This window comes from Geoglobus acetivorans (assembly GCF_000789255.1).
Taxonomy (GTDB): Archaea; Halobacteriota; Archaeoglobi; order Archaeoglobales; family Archaeoglobaceae; genus Geoglobus; species Geoglobus acetivorans_B.
Map to the genome: position 1 here is coordinate 804,718 of NZ_CP009552.1, position 17,921 is coordinate 822,638.

General features: G+C 44.7%; 22 protein-coding genes. 9 read left to right on the forward strand and 13 right to left on the reverse strand.

Annotated elements, in window-relative coordinates; all coding sequences use genetic code 11:
- Window positions 1–58: 58 nt before the first annotated feature.
- From mmp11 to GACE_RS04755, 5 genes are all read left to right on the forward strand, one after another.
- Entirely contained in the window at window positions 59–1,072 is a 1,014-nt protein-coding gene (gene mmp11 / locus GACE_RS04735; protein ID WP_052400224.1) for a methanogenesis marker protein 11, read from the forward strand.
- Entirely contained in the window at window positions 1,065–2,099 is a 1,035-nt protein-coding gene (locus GACE_RS04740) for a radical SAM protein (RefSeq protein ID WP_048091604.1), read from the forward strand. The genes mmp11 and GACE_RS04740 overlap by 8 nt, the downstream gene beginning before the upstream one ends.
- A gap of 710 nt (window positions 2,100–2,809) precedes the next feature.
- Window positions 2,810–3,994 (forward strand): pyridoxal-phosphate dependent enzyme, encoded by a 1,185-nt coding sequence (locus GACE_RS04745; protein ID WP_048091606.1) that lies wholly within the window; start codon window positions 2,810–2,812, stop codon window positions 3,992–3,994.
- Window positions 3,991–5,076, forward strand: coding sequence for a sulfopyruvate decarboxylase subunit alpha (gene comD, locus GACE_RS04750; protein ID WP_048091608.1), 1,086 nt, complete (start codon window positions 3,991–3,993; stop codon window positions 5,074–5,076). Before GACE_RS04745 ends, comD begins: the two co-directional genes overlap by 4 nt.
- Complete coding sequence (locus GACE_RS04755) at window positions 5,073–5,957, forward strand: ABC transporter substrate-binding protein (protein ID WP_148305927.1); 885 nt, start codon at window positions 5,073–5,075, stop codon at window positions 5,955–5,957. The genes comD and GACE_RS04755 overlap by 4 nt, the downstream gene beginning before the upstream one ends.
- Window positions 5,958–5,987: 30 nt before the next feature.
- Here GACE_RS04755 and GACE_RS04760 read toward each other — a convergent pair whose 3' ends face one another.
- Window positions 5,988–6,218: a hypothetical protein gene (locus tag GACE_RS04760; RefSeq protein ID WP_048091612.1), complete on the reverse strand. Its 231-nt coding sequence runs from the start codon at window positions 6,216–6,218 to the stop codon at window positions 5,988–5,990.
- A 324-nt stretch (window positions 6,219–6,542) separates the two neighbouring features.
- On the opposite strand from GACE_RS04760, the gene GACE_RS04765 reads away from it, so the two are divergent.
- Complete coding sequence (locus GACE_RS04765; RefSeq protein ID WP_048091614.1) at window positions 6,543–6,902, forward strand: response regulator; 360 nt, start codon at window positions 6,543–6,545, stop codon at window positions 6,900–6,902.
- A 10-nt stretch (window positions 6,903–6,912) separates the two neighbouring features.
- Here the strand turns inward: GACE_RS04765 and GACE_RS04770 are convergent, their stop codons facing one another.
- The 3 genes from GACE_RS04770 to GACE_RS04780 all read right to left on the reverse strand — a co-directional run bounded on the left by GACE_RS04770 (window position 6,913) and on the right by GACE_RS04780 (window position 10,311).
- Window positions 6,913–7,308, reverse strand: coding sequence for a hypothetical protein (locus GACE_RS04770; protein ID WP_048091616.1), 396 nt, complete (start codon window positions 7,306–7,308; stop codon window positions 6,913–6,915).
- Window positions 7,309–7,331: 23 nt separating this feature from the next.
- Window positions 7,332–8,690, reverse strand: coding sequence for an ATPase domain-containing protein (locus GACE_RS04775; RefSeq protein ID WP_158413806.1), 1,359 nt, complete (start codon window positions 8,688–8,690; stop codon window positions 7,332–7,334).
- 235 nt (window positions 8,691–8,925) lie between these two features.
- Complete coding sequence (locus GACE_RS04780) at window positions 8,926–10,311, reverse strand: PAS domain S-box protein (protein WP_048091618.1); 1,386 nt, start codon at window positions 10,309–10,311, stop codon at window positions 8,926–8,928.
- A gap of 226 nt (window positions 10,312–10,537) precedes the next feature.
- Between GACE_RS04780 and GACE_RS11665 the strand changes: the two genes are divergently transcribed.
- Window positions 10,538–10,687 (forward strand): hypothetical protein, encoded by a 150-nt coding sequence (locus GACE_RS11665; RefSeq protein WP_158413807.1) that lies wholly within the window; start codon window positions 10,538–10,540, stop codon window positions 10,685–10,687.
- A gap of 110 nt (window positions 10,688–10,797) precedes the next feature.
- Here the strand turns inward: GACE_RS11665 and GACE_RS04785 are convergent, their stop codons facing one another.
- From GACE_RS04785 to GACE_RS04800, 4 genes are read right to left on the reverse strand one after another with little or no spacing between them, the layout of a single operon-like run.
- Entirely contained in the window at window positions 10,798–11,073 is a 276-nt protein-coding gene (locus tag GACE_RS04785; RefSeq protein WP_048091619.1) for a type II toxin-antitoxin system RelE/ParE family toxin, read from the reverse strand.
- Window positions 11,063–11,299, reverse strand: coding sequence for a hypothetical protein (locus GACE_RS04790; protein ID WP_048091621.1), 237 nt, complete (start codon window positions 11,297–11,299; stop codon window positions 11,063–11,065). Before GACE_RS04790 ends, GACE_RS04785 begins: the two co-directional genes overlap by 11 nt.
- Window positions 11,292–11,750 carry a zinc ribbon domain-containing protein gene (locus tag GACE_RS04795; RefSeq protein ID WP_048091622.1) on the reverse strand — a complete coding sequence of 153 codons (459 nt, stop codon included), beginning with the start codon at window positions 11,748–11,750 and terminating at the stop codon, window positions 11,292–11,294. Before GACE_RS04795 ends, GACE_RS04790 begins: the two co-directional genes overlap by 8 nt.
- Before the next feature lie 2 nt (window positions 11,751–11,752).
- The gene (locus tag GACE_RS04800) at window positions 11,753–12,106 is read right to left on the reverse strand and encodes a winged helix-turn-helix transcriptional regulator (protein WP_048091624.1); all 354 of its coding nucleotides are present in this window, start codon (window positions 12,104–12,106) and stop codon (window positions 11,753–11,755) included.
- Window positions 12,107–12,411: 305 nt separating this feature from the next.
- Here GACE_RS04800 and GACE_RS11670 point away from each other — a divergent pair, with 305 nt between their 5' ends.
- Both GACE_RS11670 and GACE_RS04810 read left to right on the forward strand, forming a co-directional pair.
- The gene (locus tag GACE_RS11670) at window positions 12,412–12,609 is read left to right on the forward strand and encodes a hypothetical protein (RefSeq protein ID WP_048091626.1); all 198 of its coding nucleotides are present in this window, start codon (window positions 12,412–12,414) and stop codon (window positions 12,607–12,609) included.
- 1 nt (window position 12,610) lies between these two features.
- The gene (locus GACE_RS04810; protein WP_048091628.1) at window positions 12,611–12,895 is read left to right on the forward strand and encodes a hypothetical protein; all 285 of its coding nucleotides are present in this window, start codon (window positions 12,611–12,613) and stop codon (window positions 12,893–12,895) included.
- Here GACE_RS04810 and GACE_RS04815 read toward each other — a convergent pair.
- The 5 genes from GACE_RS04815 to GACE_RS04835 all read right to left on the reverse strand — a co-directional run bounded on the left by GACE_RS04815 (window position 12,892) and on the right by GACE_RS04835 (window position 17,616).
- Window positions 12,892–13,113 (reverse strand): hypothetical protein, encoded by a 222-nt coding sequence (locus GACE_RS04815; RefSeq protein WP_148305930.1) that lies wholly within the window; start codon window positions 13,111–13,113, stop codon window positions 12,892–12,894. The two genes, GACE_RS04810 and GACE_RS04815, sit on opposite strands and share 4 nt — an antisense overlap.
- Entirely contained in the window at window positions 13,101–15,212 is a 2,112-nt protein-coding gene (locus GACE_RS04820; protein WP_048091632.1) for a PGF-CTERM sorting domain-containing protein, read from the reverse strand. The genes GACE_RS04815 and GACE_RS04820 overlap by 13 nt, the downstream gene beginning before the upstream one ends.
- Window positions 15,213–15,254: 42 nt before the next feature.
- The gene (locus tag GACE_RS04825) at window positions 15,255–16,256 is read right to left on the reverse strand and encodes a hypothetical protein (protein ID WP_048091634.1); all 1,002 of its coding nucleotides are present in this window, start codon (window positions 16,254–16,256) and stop codon (window positions 15,255–15,257) included.
- A gap of 2 nt (window positions 16,257–16,258) precedes the next feature.
- Entirely contained in the window at window positions 16,259–16,858 is a 600-nt protein-coding gene (locus GACE_RS04830; protein WP_048091635.1) for a hypothetical protein, read from the reverse strand.
- A gap of 116 nt (window positions 16,859–16,974) precedes the next feature.
- Entirely contained in the window at window positions 16,975–17,616 is a 642-nt protein-coding gene (locus GACE_RS04835; RefSeq protein WP_048091637.1) for an SAP domain-containing protein, read from the reverse strand.
- Between the last annotated feature and the right edge of the window lie 305 nt (window positions 17,617–17,921).

The window sequence follows — 17,921 nt, forward strand, 5'->3', positions numbered from 1 at the left end:
ATTCGACAAGTATGTTTCTACCTGAAAAATTTACATCCAGGTTCTAAGTCTTTCTGAAATGATGCCCAAGTTTTATTTAGTCGCAGTAAGGATACTAATCAATAGCTGTCAGCACGTAAAGGTGGTGCAGGTGAACTTCCTGAGTAAAAATGAATTGACGGAAAAATACGGTAAAATTCCGTGGATCTCACCCTACAGGAAGCTTGTAGCAGTGACCGATGGAGAGTTTATCGAGCTTCACGAATACCATGCGAGGGGAAAGTGCATTGGTGGGTCTGCATGGGAGATTTATCATTATCCGAGAGTGAGCGACCTGATAATATCCGCAAGAAGAGAAGGCGCAAGAAACATTTTCGTGCTGAAAAAAGGCGAGACAGAGCTGAGACTGATACCCGGAATTGCCGGGGCCGGAATCGAGTCAGCCATAATTAAAGACAGTAGTATAGAGATAACATATTCGGGTCTTGCGGGTGGAGGAATTGCCGCAACTGTTTGCAGAGGTCTTGCCGAGGGGGTTGACGGTATTGAAATTATCAATCTCGGAGGTGGGGCTGAACTCGGCAGAGCAAAAATAAGGTTAAAACCTTACAGAAAGGTTGTCATAGGCATTGATGACACGGACAGCAGGGAAGGAGGAGCCACTTGGGCGCTGGCAAACGAGATAGCGCATGCCCTCGAGCAGGATGGCTTCGGTCACTACCTGTCCCATGCAATCGTGCAGCTCTACACCAGAACACCGGAGAAAACGACGAACTGCGTTTCAATTGCAGTAACATTCGCAACAGAAAACAAAGAAAAGCTCGTATCTGAATTCGCCACGCGGCTCAGAGAGACCACTCTAAGCGACGAAACTGCCATGGCTGTGTGGGATAAAGTCCTCATCCCGGATGAGTTGAAGAAATACGCGGAGAATGCAAAGAGCAGGGTGGTGCAGATTGACGAGGCCATGAAAGTCGCTGAGAAGCTAAACATACAGGTGGTGGAGATAACGGGCAAGAGAGGTGTGATAGGGGCGATAGCATCGCTTGGTTTTGCAGACGATCCAGACGGGGCTGTGATGGTCTATGCTTGATCCCGAACTGAAGCTGAAGCTCCTAATCCTTGGAGTGAGAAGTCCAAGGGGCCCACTAAGGAAAGGCGGCGGCGGGCCGAATGGAGGAGTTGGATTCAGAGTGGAGAAATCAGTAGTATCAGCACCAGTACGGCAGAGCTACGCCAGAAACTCGCCATTCAAAATCATTCAGGATGGCGAAAAATATGTCCTTTACGAGTTTGAACACAGGATAGGTTATGTGGAATACCCTGAGCCGGGCTATTACGGGACGAATATTGGAGGTGTTCCAGCAGAGAGATATGTTGCTTTGGATGGATACGACACCCTTGTTTCTGCAGTTTCAAGAAAATGCATCCACTGGGAACTCGGCAAAAAATGTTCATTCTGTAACATTCAGAAGGGGCTTAAAGAATCCATAGACATGAAGGATCCGGAACTGCTGGCTCAGGCCGTAAAAATAGCCCATGAAAAGGACAGGAAAAGGCATCTCACACTGACAACGGGAACCGTGAACACGACAGACAGGGGTGCCGAACTTCTTGCAGCAGCAGTTAAAGCAATAAAAAAAGAAGTGGATATTCCAGTTCATGTTCAAATCGAACCTGTAAACCGGCACTGGATAGAGAGACTGTATGAAAGCGGTGCAGACACGATCGGGATACACGTTGAGGTATTTGACGATGAGATCAGACCAAAGGTCATTCCAGGAAAATTATCCCTCGATGACTACCTTGATGCGTGGAAAACTGCCATTGGCGTGTTTGGAGAATGGAATGTTTCGTCATGGCTCCTAACCGGGCTCGGAGAGAGACCCGACAGCATAACCAGAGGTCTTGAAACAATGCTCAGCATGGCTGTTTACCCGTTCATAGCTCCGTACAGGCCTCCACCTGGAGAAGAACGCGGACCACCAGACCTGAATTATCACACAAATCTGCTCGAAAAAATTGAAGAAACGCTCGGTGATCTGCAGATTCACCCACCGGAATTTAAATCCGGATGTCCCAGATGTGGTGGCTGCTCGTTCATTCCCGAATTGTTCTGAATTTTAATCCCCTTTTTGCCGGTCCAATTAACACTCACATTGCGACTCACGTTCCAATTAAATTTACCAAGTTTTATTAAATTGAGATAATCTTAATTATTAACATAATTAACTTTAAATTATTTGATTATTATTTTGATTTTTTAATTTATTTCATAGTAACATTTCGATTGAATTAAATGTTCTTAAACATATATTTTTAACCCTAAAAGTAATTCAAGTTATATTAAAATATCTTAATAAAACTATTCCACAATTACTGAAATAGAAATAAATTAGGCAACCCTAAAAAAGGGGATTTCAGGATTTCGGCTGTTCCAAAATATATGTGAATACGGGGTATACGGTGTGTTCAAGGGGGGGTAACTGCATCAACCACCCGAAGTCATGAAAAAACGGGTGAAATGGTGATCGTGTGTTACAAAAATTGTGGAATTGACTATTTTACGATAAGTGATTAATATTAAAAATATTATTTAATTAATTGAATGTTTGAAATGTGATAAATACAACTGTGTAGTATATACTGCAATAAAATCATTAAAATCTAAGTATATTAAAGTTTAATTAAACTAATTCTAAAATAATATTAAATTTAATTAATTTAATAAAAATAAATGCGATTAAATAATCGCGAAAAATTGTGAGTCTTAAATGCGGAAGGATAAAAAAGAAAAAATTAAAATCAGTTCATAAAAGATATAGAATCAATGAAATATGCTCTTCACTGCCCGATGTGTGGCAAACAGTTCAGAGATAATGGATTCACGCTCAGATGCCCGGATGGCTGTAATTCCATCGTGAGAACGACCTATTTTGAAAAACTCAGCCCTCAGGGTAAAGGTTTGTGGAGGTATATCAACCACCTCCCGGTCGGATCACTGTTCAGCTATGAGGATTACCCGGCCATCCTCAAAAGTGAGGAGTATTCATCAATGTATGAAAGCGAGATATACTTCATCATCAACGGATATTCTCCAGATTTCGATGTGAGGATGAAAACGTGCACATTCAAGGAAATTGAAGCAATTGTTTCGTTAAAGTATGCTGAAGAGTGGAGAAGGAACATAACTCTTGCATCCGTGGGAAATACGGCAACAGCATTTCTTGAGCTTGGAAAGTATGCTGAAAATACCAGTGTTGTGCTGTTTGTCCCTGAGAAAGTGTTTGACTGCACATTCGAAATAGAGAGAAGTGAAAATGTGAGTCTTGTCATGGTGAAGGGGGGATACAGCAGAGCCACCGAACTCGCACACAGATTTGCACATGCCAGAGATGGCTGGGAATATGAAGGAGGGGGACTGAATTTCGCCAGACGGGATGGACTTGCAACTTTTGCGTATGCATTTTTCGAGAGGTTTGGGTTTGTCCCCGACACGTATATCCAGGCTGTAGGAAGCGGGACGGGGGTGATTGCATTTTATGAGGGTATGAAGCGCCTTGGGGTGAAGCCATCTTCCATGGTTCTTGCGCAGAATTCACCTTTTACACCGATAGTCGATTCATGGTCGCAGGGGGCTGGGAAAATACCTGAATACTCCTTCGACCCTCTGGACGTCATTTACGCCAAGGTGCTATCAAACAAAAAACCACTTTACGAGCATAGAGGAGGTTTGTTTGACATTCTGAGAGAGACGAAAGGTAAAGCAATATCCGTTACAGAAAGTGAGGCAAAAAAAGCCGGGAAGCTCTTTAAAAAGACCTATGGATTTTCACTCTTTCCTGCCGCAGAGGTGGCCATGGCAGTTCTGGAAAAGTTTGACCTGACGGGTAAAAGAATACTGGTCAACATAACCGGCTCAGGACTTGACAACCTGAAAAAGGATTTTAAAATAAGAAAGCCAAAGCCTGATTACGTTGTTGAGGAGGAAGAGGATCTGGAGATGATCGAATGATTGAGGACGAGGTTGCAGCCAGAATCAAGTCTGCAGGTATCACCCACACACTGTATCTGCCATGCGAAAGGATAAAACTTCTGATTTCAAAACTTCAGGATAATTTCGAGTCCGTTCCCCTTTCGAGGGAAGAGGAAGGTGTAGGAATCTCAGCAGGACTCTATCTTGCGGGACAGAAACCGCTGATGGTGATACAGTCTTCAGGATTCGGAAACATGGTAAATGCCCTTTTAAGCCTTACAGAAACATACAGACTCCCGCTCCCGATACTCATAAGCTGGAGAGGTGTGTTCGGCGAGAAAATCGAGGCTCAGAGACCCATGGGCAGAAAAATCAGAAGCATGCTGAATGCACTCGGTATCCATTATACCGTTTTTGATGGCAACAATTCTGAAGACATTGAAAACACAATCTCCACAGCTTACGAGGAGAATAAGATCACAGCAGTTCTGCTCAAACCGGATATCTGGAGCAGAAGTGAAGACCTTGCCTTTGAACCGAAAAGTTTTGAAACCAGGAAAGTCGAAGTGCCCGGTGGAAAAGCAAGATACACCAGATATGAACTGATCCAGGGAATGAAAGGCTTTCTTGAGGGAAAAATAGTTGTCTCAAACATAGGTTATCCGAGCAGGGAGCTGTATCACGTGATTGATCAGCCCACGAACTTTTACATGCTCGGCAGTATGGGTCTTGCCACTTCAATAGCCCTCGGGATAAATCTAACAGGCAGACAGGTGGTATCCATTGACGGAGACGGTTCAATTCTGATGAATCCCTCAACGATATTCACTGCAGGGCTCCTTTCAGAAGGGGGGTTGAAGATAATAGCAATTGATAATTCTGCATACGGCAGCACAGGAAACCAGACCACTGCCACGATCCGGGCAGATCTTTCGCTCCTCGGAATTTCGGCCGGGCTTGAAACATTCAGAGCCGTAACACCAGATCAAATCACTTTCCATGCCTCCAGGCCTGAAACCATGTTTATCCATGCTCTTGCAAAACCCGGAAACGCCAGAGTTGGGACAATTCCACTCAGCCCGGAGGAGATACGGGACCGGTTCATGGAGGCGATAAAGTGAGGATTGGCTACCTATCCACACTCTACCACACGTCACACATGCTAAAAGCGAAGAGGCTCGTCAGAGCAGAGTGGAAAATATTTGGGACTGGCATGGAAATCGTAAAGGCTCTTGAAGAGAAAAGGATAGACCTCGCATACGTAGGACTCACTCCAGTGATTTTTGCAGTCGATAAAGGGGTGGACATATTCTGCATCTCAGGTGGACACGTGGAAGGGACTGTCATTGCGGGAAGGTTCGAGGACAGATTTCCGGATTGCCTCGAGGGTAAAAAAATAGGAGTTCCTGCGAGGGGAAGCATACACGATGTCCTACTGAGAAGTTACCTTGCAGAGCTTGACTTCCATGTGATCAACTACCCGTGGGCCGAGATGATTCTTGATGACTTTGCTGAGGGTAAACTAGATGGCGTATGCGGAACGCCCAACCTTGCAATACTTGCCAAGAGGTATGGAGCGGTGATCTGCGGCAGACCTTCAGATATATGGCCCTGGAATCCGAGCTATGGCATCGCTGTGAGGGAGGATTTTTTTGAAGAGAACTTCGACACATTGAGAGAGTTTCTCATAAAGCACGAGTGGGCAACCAACATCCTGAGGGAAGCTGTGGATCATGCCGGAGAGTTTCTTGAGAGATACATAAGAAGAGAGCTCGATTTCCGGACTGTAAAAGAGATACTCCTCCTCAGTCCAAAGTACTGTGCATCCCTTCCGGATGAGTACGTGAGCAGCACGCTGGCCCTTGCCGCACTCATGAAAAAGCTCGGATACGCTGAGAACAGCCTTAAAAAATCAGATGTGTTCAACTTCGATTTGATTTCCGAAGTGCATCCCCAGAAAGAACATTACTCCGCATGGAAAAACGGGAAAACTGAAAAATAAAATGTGGAAATCAGTTTCCCCTGTATCCGGTTACGCCATTTCCCTTCTATCAAAGCTCTCAGACTTTCCAAAAGCTCTGGAAAACCTCATCACTGCACCGACGAGACCTGCCAGAACGATCGATGACAGGAATGTTATCCCGATTACTCTGAGATGTGTGCTGGGTTCAGGCATACCTCCGTATGCAATCGACAGGATAAAGAAGTTCACTGCAGAGAGGGCTACAAACATTATCCCCCAGAGCCTCAGAAACTCTTTCATTATTAATCACCAATAATTAGTTCACGCTGTTACCATATATATAGTTTTCCATACCGGTTATGCGTGAGTGCAGGCGGGGTTACATTGCCTCCCAACCCTGGCAATTTTCAGCCCCGCTAAAAATATGTGGGCCTGGAAGCCTGAGGTTCTAAATTAAATTTCTATTTGAGTATGACATACTGTTAGCCTAAATTAAAGAATGAAATTTATTTAACCATAAAAACTATTCCTATGAACATTGAGGACAGATGATTGAATACACAATTTTATACACCCTTCGAGAGTCGAAAACTATATATTTAATCATTGTGATTCAAATAATTAATGAAAAAAGTGTTATTAATAGCTGACGATGATTCAATGGTTCAGGATGTTCTAAAAATCATGCTCTCAGACCGCTACGAGATAATTCTTGCATCAAACGGAAAAGAAGCAGTTGAACTGTATAAAAAATTGAAGCCAGACATCGTTCTGATGGATATTGTTATGCCAGGTATGGACGGTATTGAGGCCACAAAAAAGATCAAACACATCGATCCTGACGCCAAGGTTCTCGCAATTACTGCCTACGCATCCCATAAGGGCGATAAAATGCTGGAGGCGGGTGCTGTGGATGTTATCGGTAAACCTCTGAAAAAAATGGACCTTGTAGAAAAAATCGAAAAGTACATCAATTCCCCGTAGTCGCTCTGTCCTACTTCATCCTGGAGTTGTTGTGAGATTCATGGTATTTCACCGCACCAATGATAAGTTTCATAATGGTCTCCGCATCACCGATTTTTAATGCATGTACAAACTTTGCTGCGACTTCTTCAACCTCACCATACTGGTAAAACTTTATAAAAATCGTTTTAAAGAAAGTTATTACCATTTCCTGGCTGCCATTGAAAAAATTCAACAAGCAGCGATATGTCTCAATTGGCTCCCGTATGGTTCTCTGAAAAAAACTCAGGTCTTTGATATTTTTCCCACACGCAGAACTCAAATAAAAGTTCAGAATCGCAAGGAAACCCTGACCGTAAACATCAGTAATCAATCTGTCCAGTATCTTCGTTGCATGACCAATATCAATGTTATTATCAAAGTGCATATCATGTCCTCCCTATCCTTTGGTCACCGGATTATGACTCTCCCTTCTTTGAAATCCATGTATCTGATTCTTTTATCATGTATTGAGCCCCTCTCTTTCAGAATTGTAATCCTACGCTTTATTTCATCTTTCTCGCGTTCAAACCAGAGAGCTATTATGTTGTCAGCTATGGTGCTAAGCTCAGCAATCTCCCCACCAACCAAATTTTTAAGCGCAGTCATCACCACTGTCGTCCCCTTAGCCTTTGACAGTAAAGCGAAATTTCTTGCAACCTCCAGAAACTCTTCCCTGCCATAGTGACGTTCTAAAGCCCCCAGCCCGTCCACTACAAGCCTTGACGGCCCGAATTCGTCGTGGATTTTCCTGAAAAACTCATAATGTAACCCGGGTGTCAGTTTCTGAGGGCTGTATGAAACGATCTTCAAATTGTCATCAAGCTTACCCAGGTCAAACTTCATGTCTCGAATGACGTTCTTGAGCTGCTCAGCGGATTCCTCATAACTCAGGTAGACCACCTTTTCTCCATTAACGATACCCTCGATGCAGAACATTAAGGCGATCATGGTTTTTCCAGTACCGCTTGGTCCAGAAACGAGTGTAATGGACCCTTTCCGTAAACCGCCTCCGAGCATTTTATCCAGTTCCGGTATCCCTGTAGACAGTCTTTTTCTCCCAATAGACCCTGAAAGCATTGGTTCCAGCGGAACATACAATCTCACACCTCTGTCAGTTATGATGAACTCGTACGCCGAGTGTGGTATCAGCACTCCCCTCATTTTTTTTATTCTCAAAAGCCTCCTCGTGAGTCCTCGAAGTGAGGTCAACTCCAGCACTATGACACCATCAACTATGAATTCCTCCACACCCTGGCCGATGGTGGTAGCCCCGATAGGCATGTCAGCAATCAAAATTGTGGTAAGCCCCATGGATTTGGCTATCCGCGTTAAAGTTGAATGCAGAAAGGACCTTACTTCTTTTTCTCTCAGCAGAGCAATTAATGCAGTTACAGAATCTATGACCAGACGTTTAGCAGAGATTTCATCGGCAGTTTCCAGAATAGAAGTTGCAATTGCATCCAGTGCTTCCTTATCAGCAATCGTGAGTGCTTCAATGAACCTAAAATCCTTTTCCTCAAGCCGATCAAAATCAAGGCCAATGGTACGCATGTTCCTGTAAAATTCTCTCTTGTTTTCAGCGAAGCTAACATAAATTCCGGGTTCACCATAGTGAAGGGCACCAGAATAGACAAACTGTGCCCCAAATGTGCTCTTTCCAGATCCGGGATGGCCGGCCAACAGTACAATACTGTTTTTTACAATGCCTCCATTCATTATCTCATCGAAGCCAGGTATGCCCGTCTTCACCTTCACCAACTCATCCATATTCCCAGCTCCTTCAAGAGAATATCCCCCGACCATCACAATGCGAGAGGCTGCTGCAATTCCCTGAAGTCTACACACTACCCATGGATGCACGGTTAGGACAGTATATCTCTATTCATTATTTATTATTTATATTTTTTCAATAGATATGTGAAGGCTTCACAGTAACTCCGAATAATTTAAAAGTGTGCGATTCAGGCTAAAAACTGCCATCTGGACAATGAGAGAATTTGTTTTAAACCTCGACTGGCTCATACAGTACTTTCTCAGACTCGCCCCATGCGTCATCAAGCTCACCGATAATATCAACAATCCTGTCCACAGCTCGAAGTATCTTTTCTCGCGTTTGATCGTCATCGATTAGTGTTTCTGCATACCCACGAATGGCAGTGAGAGGATTTCTGATCTTGTCCACCAAATGTGCCAGAACAGAAATGTTGCCGGATATGTGTGTGCTAAGTACATTTTTCGCGTTAGCATCCTCTATCGCTTTTATTGCAAATGCCAGATCTTCTGCAAGGCTTTGCAATAGCTCCTTCTCTGCATCACCGACGTTCTCCATGCACAAGTAACCATAATTTCTCTCACCATAGTTAATGCCAAAATACGTGCCCTCAGGTTCATTCCTTATTTTCGCAGAGTAATCTGCGAGAATTTCTTCGACACGTTTCATCAGCTCCTCACGATTTTTTGCCCTTGCTATCGCCTCATGAACCCTTATAATTGTCCTCAATAGTTTTCCTAGCCTCAGATACTCGGTAATATCAACAGAAATTACCAAGCAGAGTCTTTCTCCTCCCATTTCCACAGGAATTACCTGGTTGAAAAAGTATTTTCCATCTCTGCTGTCTTTGAAAGAGACCACTGTATTCTCCTCGATAACTTTTCTCACCATCTGCATTCTCCGTTCGGCAACATCTCTGGGCAGAACATCATGGACGGATTTTCCGACGGGATTTGTGCCAAGGCTTTTTATCATTGACGGATTTACTTCAATGAATACGCCATCCTTGTTCAATATCGCAATGAGATCTGGCGAATTCTCAAATACTTTCCTGAATTTTTCCTCACTTTCACGCAATTTTTCATCCTTCTTTTTCCTTTCAGTTATATCCCTGAAGATGAGCAGGATGGCAGGTTTCCCTCTGAAATTTACAAGGCTGGGGTTCGCCTCCACCCACAACTCGCCCCCATCGGGCATGATGAGCGGTACCTCGACCGAATCCACTTCTTCACCACGCAGAACCTTTTTAATCCCGTTCTCGATAAATGCACGATAGTCGGGATGTATGCGATCCATAATCGTATTTTTCAAATCCTTTGAGTCGAGAAATTCCTTTGCTTTTGGATTGGCATACAGTATCTGATCGTTATTGTAGATAATTATTGGATCGGGACTCTGATTCACGATCAACTCGAATAACTCGAAATCCGAGAGTATTTCTGCAATTCTATCGGCAGTGTTGGGGTCTGCCGGATCTATCCTGTTGCCCAAAACCACAACAAATTTGCTGTGCATTTTAGCTTCCTTCAAGAGCGTTTCGTCAAAATCTCCTGCAGGGATTACCGCAATATCGCAATCCCGAATATCGTCGGGATTCCTTATTACCATTATGCTCATCACATCAATTTATGACTTTTAATTATTTAAAATTTACCAGAAAGAGAACAACCCACCACCTTAAGACACACCAAGTACAACAAACACATGGCAAAACTAATAATGCCGAGTCGGGAAGACACACAGGAGTGTTTTGTCAAAATTTTCCTAGGGAGAGGTAAGAAGAGAAGATCATGCCATCGCCGTTGATACGAGAAAGCCTGCACTAAAGAACAACGTCGGGAGAGTGAACGGCAAATACAAGCTCGACTTAGAGCAGATAAGGGTCGATATGGGAGAAGAGTCTGCAATGGAGTTGTGGGAACTGCTGATGCATTTGCTGCCGGAGAAAAAGGTCAGAAAGGCTATAAAGGAGTATGCTGAGAGGTGTCTGTAAGAAATTTCGAGAATTATTATAGTCTTCTATTTTTTTCAGTGGTCTGTGAGTAAATAAGGTAACGCCCAATAAATTCTGAAGAACAGAAATGAAAATTGAAAGTTCGAAAATTATTCAAAGAACGCATCGTAACCCTCACTCCTGTGAAATATCCTTTCAACATAAATCGTTTTGCTATCCCAATCAACCCAAAAAACAATCCTGTATTCTCCAACTCTCAACCGGAATAATGGAGGTTCCTTTGTTCCGACCAGCTTTTTAACATCATGGGAAAAAGGATTGTTAGCAAACAAACGTAGTTTATGCTTTATTCTTTCTTTACTCTGGTTATCAAGCTTTTCAAGCGATTTTAAGGCTTTTTTGCTCAGTTTAACTTTAAATATCATCGAGATCTACGTAATCTTTTTCGGGATCAGACTTTTTGATGTCTTCGTAAATTTCGTCTATTATTTTGTCGTACTTTTTTCTGAGTTCATTTTTAAGATCTCTTCCACACATCTGGCAGAATTTAGCATACCATGGATTAACGTGTCCGCAGTCACACTTTATACCTCTCACAGGAGATGCAAGTCTCGGATTCTTTTTCGAGATATCAAATACTAACTCAACCATCTTCATCCTCCTCAATATATGTTCCACACTCACTGCAATATTTAGCTGTCGGTGGATTCGGGAAACTGCATTTTTTACAAACCTTTGGGGGTATTATTGCAGAAGAAAGGTCCTTCTTTATTTCCATAACTGCAGCGGTTTTGGCCTCTTCAAGAATTTTACTTGCCATTCCTTTGAAGACGTCCTCAAACATTCCATGAAAGATCTCAAACATCACTTCTCCAAGAGCTGCCACTAAGACGAATGACGGCAGAGTGCTTTTAAAAATGCCATCTTCTACAGTAATCGTCATGGTGTCGGACTCGAGAGGATAGGGAGAAGTTCTCTTCCAGATTTCATTTGCCTTCTGGAACACCCTCTCAACAAAAAAACTTCCAAACTGGTGTTCTTCATCCATCCTTCTCCAAAAGTGTTCCCAAATTTTTTGGATCCTTTCGTCTTCGGATGACATTTTTATTCCTCCTCCAGCGGCTCATTTATGAACTCCCCAGCGTCCTCAGGAAGGCTCACCTTTCTGTGATAATCCTCAAACTCTTTTTCCATCTGCTCGATAAGAGAGACGATTTTCTGGCCGAGTGGGGTGAGTTTATAGGCTTTTGAACCTGTTGGTGTGTCTCTGAGGATGGTCGCCTCAACTAAACCAAGATCAATAAGTGCTACTGTGCTTTCGTGCAAGTATCTCTTGTTGATCCACTTCTCCAACTCACTCCAGCGTTTTGGTCCCGATTTAAGTAGAAACAACATAGTCAAGATCGGTTTTTTGTTGATTTTCCTGAATATTAACCCGTCTACATCTTTCACCAACATCCTTTACATTTTTACAAATTTAACTTATAGTTTGCTAAATTAAAAACATTGTTTGTAATAAAGTAAAAAAGCAGAAAGGCATGACAGAACCAAGTTATCTGAATGCAGAGAAATCATGAAATGCTGGAGCTGCAGATAAACCGATGGAAATCTCGCACCGCAAACGCACTTCATGCCGGCTTATAAAGCATTCTGGAAAACCATGACGCCGGGGCTGGGATGCTCGACTATAAGTTCTAATCCTTTCCATCATGACTTAAACCCTGGCGTCCACCTTCATATTGTTTTCTGTCATATACATAAACATGACCCGGGACAGGGATGTGAGAATCGAGAAGATGCACAGGGAGAAGCAGGAGAGGATAGCGAGGCAGGTTGCCCTGAGGGAGGCGAGGGAGACCGTGGCACTCTCGGCGGCGATCCAGTTCAAGGATCCCGAGGTCGTGGCGGAGAAGGTCGTGAAGATCGCGGAGAGGTACCTCACGTGGATCAGGGGGGATTAGTTTGGAGCTGCTGGGGGCCGAGGAGCCGAGGCACGTCATCATCAGGGTCAATGAGAAGGGGAAGGACACCGAGAACATCCCGTTCCTGATGCGCTTCGACATGGCCAAGCTGATCAGCGAGAACAGGCTGAGCATCAAAAGGACTGGTGAGCACTACTACCTGATCATCGACAGGTTCGAGGTGGGGTTGCCGCTCTCCGCACTGAAGGAGGTCGTAGGACTTGCTCTTGCGATGATGCCGCAGGATGAGGCCAAAAAAGTGGTGGAGGAGTGGGTTAATTTTTAACCTCTTTTTGCCGCTGCCAGAAGAATTACGGCAATAAAGCCCAGTATCGCAAGCAATATCAGATACCAACCGTATCCAGTCATGCTAAACATGGGCTGGTGTTGGGAAGTCTGAGCCACCTCTGCATCCATCACTGGCCCCAGAAATAAAACGAGGATCAGCCCTGCTATAAAAAATAATACCAGAATCGCCAAACCATTCTGGCTCATCTCATCCACCTCCTCAATCCAACAGCCCCAACAAGTCCAGCAAGCCCGAGAACAACCTCAAACCCGGGAGTCTCACTCACCCCAACCTTTATCTGCACGCCGTCCTCCGCCTTCTGGCCTCCTGCTTCAACGATTACCTTCGCCTCGTAGGTCAGGGGCGGGATGTCCGCAGGCAGGGTGTAGCTGAACTCCTCCTCTATAGGCGGGTTCTCGAGTATCACGTCCGGCAGCTCGTACTCCTTCTTGAAGCCCGCCGCCGAGAGGACGATCTTCACGTCTGCCTTGCCCCTCCAGTCCTTCGGCTCCCAGTCCACCCTGAGCCTCAGGTTTATGGTGTCCCCGGGGTTTGCCGTGATGCTGTCCGGGGAGATCTCGAGGGTCAGGGCCTGCAGGGGTGCTGGGGTTTCGGATGGGGCAGGTGTCGGTGTTCCTGAGGGCTCTGGGGTCTCATGCGGTTCAGGGCTTTCGTGGGGTTCTGGGGTCTCGTGCAATTCTGGAGTTTTGGATTCCTCTCCTTTCAGTTCTGTGGCGACGTTCTTTATCAGGTTGAACGTCTTGACCACTTCCTCGGCCTGATCCGACGGAATTGTCAGGTCGTTTTCGATGCTTCCTCTGTATCTCTCAAACACAACAAGGGCTGGAACTGACGGAAGGCGCTCATCGATAGCGTTCGCCGATATTACGACGCCCTTGAGAGTGTACTTCGCGTCAACACTCACGCGTTTGTCTACGCTCCCGTAGTTCTGCTGGAATCCGGTGGTGCCGAATCCGATGATCGCCGAGTCTGGGGGGAGGTTGAATATTGCCATCGGCTCGAAGTACGCGTCCACTGGCGAGCCTGCGGCCGGTGGGAAAACAGCAGCCAGCGTGTCCTTGATGCTTATGTCGGTGGCCGCAGAGTAAATATCCTGTATCTCAACGACCCTTCCATTGTAATAACCAGGATTCGCTGTCAGATCGCTGAGGGCCACTCTTTCTGCAGGGATGTCCACCCTCTCAATCAGCAGAACGATGCCCCTTTCGGAAATGAATTCCCCAAGCTCATCCGGGAAGATCACCTTTACCAGGCTTGCGGGAATAGTGAGGGCAGTTATTTCTGCGTTAACCGCCTTCCAGTATGCCTGAGTTGATGATCCCACCCCACTGATATTTTCTTCAAACCTGAAGGTCGAAACGCCAGAAAACTTCGTGATCTCCTCAACGGTCTCCCTGTCTGGCTCTTTAATCAGCTCCTCTCCAAACTCCTTGATTCTTTCCGCAAATTGTCCGAAGTCAACCGGGAGTGTGCTGATCGATCCGATGCAGACGGGTTTGCCGAAGGACTCTATCTCAAAGGCGACCTCCCTGAACGGCCCGTTTACGACTATCTCCTTGCCGGCATAACTGGACGGGTTGGCCACGAGGTCGCTCACGTCAACAGCTTCCGGGGTCAATTCACGAATTTCCGTGACTTCAAACATCGTCCAGACCATCCCTTCAAACTCCACCGTCGCATCGAGGCTGTATCCTTCGATCTCATAATAACCGCTCTTTTTCAGGTTCAGGTCTCCGTAGAGGATCATGTAGTGACGCCCATCGGTGAAGAAAGCGAGGGGCTCGATCGGCTTTTTGTCCAGGGCCTCCTCTATCAGGTCTGGAATTTCGCTGTTTTCTTCAAGCTGAGAAAGAGTATATTCAAACACCTCTGAGAGAATGTTCCGTTTAAAGACCAGGCCCCTGTAAATTTCAGTTTCCGGTGTCGGTTCCTGGGTCGGAGACTCGGTCGGTGTGATGACAGGCGTCGAAACATCTTCCACCGAGATGCTGATGTCGAGGGCAGGAGTGTAGCCGAACTTGGTCGCCCCTATTACGTAAACGCCCGGGGAGTCGAAGACGTAGTCCACAACTCCGTTTTCGTCCGTAACGCCTATTTCCGCCCCGTTAACATATACTGTAACGCCCTCGACAGGATCACCGCTCAGGGTCTCGACGACCCTGATCTCGACCTCCTCACCCACAGAGGCGCTCGATGGGGCTTCGATTTTGAGGACTCCGAGAGCGTGTGCCGGCTGTATCGCTACGAGCAACAGGGCGAAAAGCAGGCCGAGAATATGATTTTTCGGATTCATGTAGAGACATTTTGAAGGTCTTACTTAAGATTTGCCAAAATACTAAAAAGAAGTTTCAACTATACCTTCCAATACTTTAGAGATGTCTTCAGCCTCCATCAATTTCTTAAAAGTATCTTCTACTCCAACCCAACATTCTTTGCCGTCCTCGTGAGTGTGCTTCAGAAGATTTACCCTCTCAAGCTGTACTAAATACCTCGGCAATTTTAGCACTTTAATTTTTGCTTGGCTGGGCACGTATTCTTTCTCAAATAGTGACTTTATTACTGAAAATTCCATCGGGATGAGTTCACCCGATTCAACAGAGATCTCGTAAATTTTGCGGGTTATTACTAAATACGGCCCCAACACTATCCTGATGGTATCTATGTATTCATAACCAACCTCGAAAAAGTGAGCCAATGCGTTCTTCAGTACATCCTCATGTGATTCAAATCTACTTTCGAGTTCTATAAGAATGTTGCCCGGTAGGACTGTGTCATCTACAATCTCTACGAGACCCGCTTCAGACAAAATTCTAAGAATTTCCATGTACTTTATTCTCTCGTCATCAGGAAGCGGATCTATTTGCTCATAGATGTTTATTTTGTCGAGTAACATTACAGCTGATATTATATCCTCAACAGGGGTGTGGATGTGCTCCGATAGCGGTAGACTTGCAAATTTTTGTGCCTCCACCCTGACAAGAATCTTATCTACCGTTGCTGAAATCTCTTCAAGCTTTCGTCTTACGGCTTTTTTTAAATCAACTACATGAGTTCTCTGAAGAACAGTTCCATTAAAAGCATCAATAACGATTTGTCCGACATTACCTAAATTTTTAAAGCGGATTTTTCTGGCTCTTGCTGTTACAGGGTCTGCTATTAAAACAGGATGAAACACTTTTATCGGAACGATATAAACTTGTCTGCTGACGTTATCAATTTTCGTTCTTGTCAGCTCTGGCTCACCAGGTGATGGGATTGTCCCAATCTGTTCCCTAATAACATCTCTTGCTATATTCCGAATTTGTTCTGGAGACAGTGGCCTTGCAATCATATCCATAATCAATCCTCTCCCTCTTCTTTAGTAAAATTGTCAAGTTTGGTATTTTTAGTTTTCCTTATCCGAGGGATAAGCATCCTGTACCCTTCTATTTCCCATGCTTCCATGAATTTCCCAAGATCGTAAATGAAATACTCACCCATCCATGGGTTGTTGGTGATGATTTTTGTATCTGTTCTCCCAAGGAAAACAGTAGCATGCGCGGGACCTTCATTAGACGTCTGGTAATACATGGCGTTAAAAATCAAAATTGGGGGTTTCCCCTCTTGAAAACACTCGTCCAGCTTATTGAGATCGCCCCTATACATCAAGAATTCCAGTGGATCCGTTTCTTCGTTTAATTTCTTTATCATAGTGGTTGAAAGAACAGTGCCCCTCTCAGGGTCTGAATTCATTATTTTCGCCAATTTCTCTGGGTCCAATTTTGGTATATTCAGCTTAGGATTTTCAGTTCTTTTAAAAAATTCGATCACCATGCTGACAGAATACGGCAAGCATAACATCTGAGGAGGCTGCTGGATAAATGGAACATTTAAAATCGCTAGGGTTTCCCCATTAATCTCAATTTCAGCAAATTTGGGATGTATAGTCAGTTTATCCAATAGCTAACCCTCCTCTCCTCTATACAAATACTTTTCAGCCTCCCTCTCAAACTTCTCCTCTTCTGAAACACCTTCCTTTTAAACTTTCTCTATCTCTTCGAGGTTAAAGATGTTCTTTACTTCGGGTAAACAATCAGCTCAATGTTTTTGGCCAACGCGGAATTGCTGTGGTGACTCCTCTTCTGCGGGTCGTAATAGTAAAGCACAACGTAGGGATACATGCTGGCATATTTTGTTGCCTGACCGATTCCGCGATCTGCATCGGCAGAGCCCCTGATGTACTTCAGCTCAACTGCCACGGCACCTCCAACAACGATGTCCGGTTGCGTAGTTTTTCCCTTTGAGACTGCTATCGTCTGCGGTACCACCTCTATCTTCCTGCTCTCAAACTTTCCCTGCAGGAGTCCGAGAACGTACAGTTCGAGTTCGTCTTCGTTCTTTACCTTGGGCGGTGTGATTTTTCTTAAAAGCCTGACGATCTCTTTGAAGATCTTCGAGGCATCAACGTCCTGCTCCTGTTTTTTCTGCTTATTTTCAGATTTGATTTTTGTTGCCTCCCTCTTCTCGTCTCTCTGTTTGATCTCAGATTCGAGAACTTTGGCCAGCTCGGATAACTTGGTGTTTGAGACGATATTATTGATCAGCTCGTCCTTGTTCCCGGAGACCGGCAGACCGAAAATTCGTGCGATTTCCTTCAGCTGATCTTTTTTCAATTGTGATAGGATTTCTGCTGCATTTTTGCGAGTAAGTCTGGCCATTGGTCACACCTCTACATAAATATGATGTATTAACAGCCTGTGGTTAAAATCTTACTTAAAAGTTACTGATTGGTTCCAGCACGGTTAGCATACTTCTTGCCCAAATGTAAAAATCGCCAGCTCCTTCTTTGGATACCCCATGCAGTATGGGAGTGAGAGATACGTAATGCTTATATAATACAGGTTATAGAGTACTAATGGGCGGTCACGCCCTGCAGTGAACACGGATGTCTCGGAGCTTTTAGCGTCGGGATGGTGGAGGGCGGCTACGCCCTCACAAAATCGCTATGTGGTAAGGTGCTTGC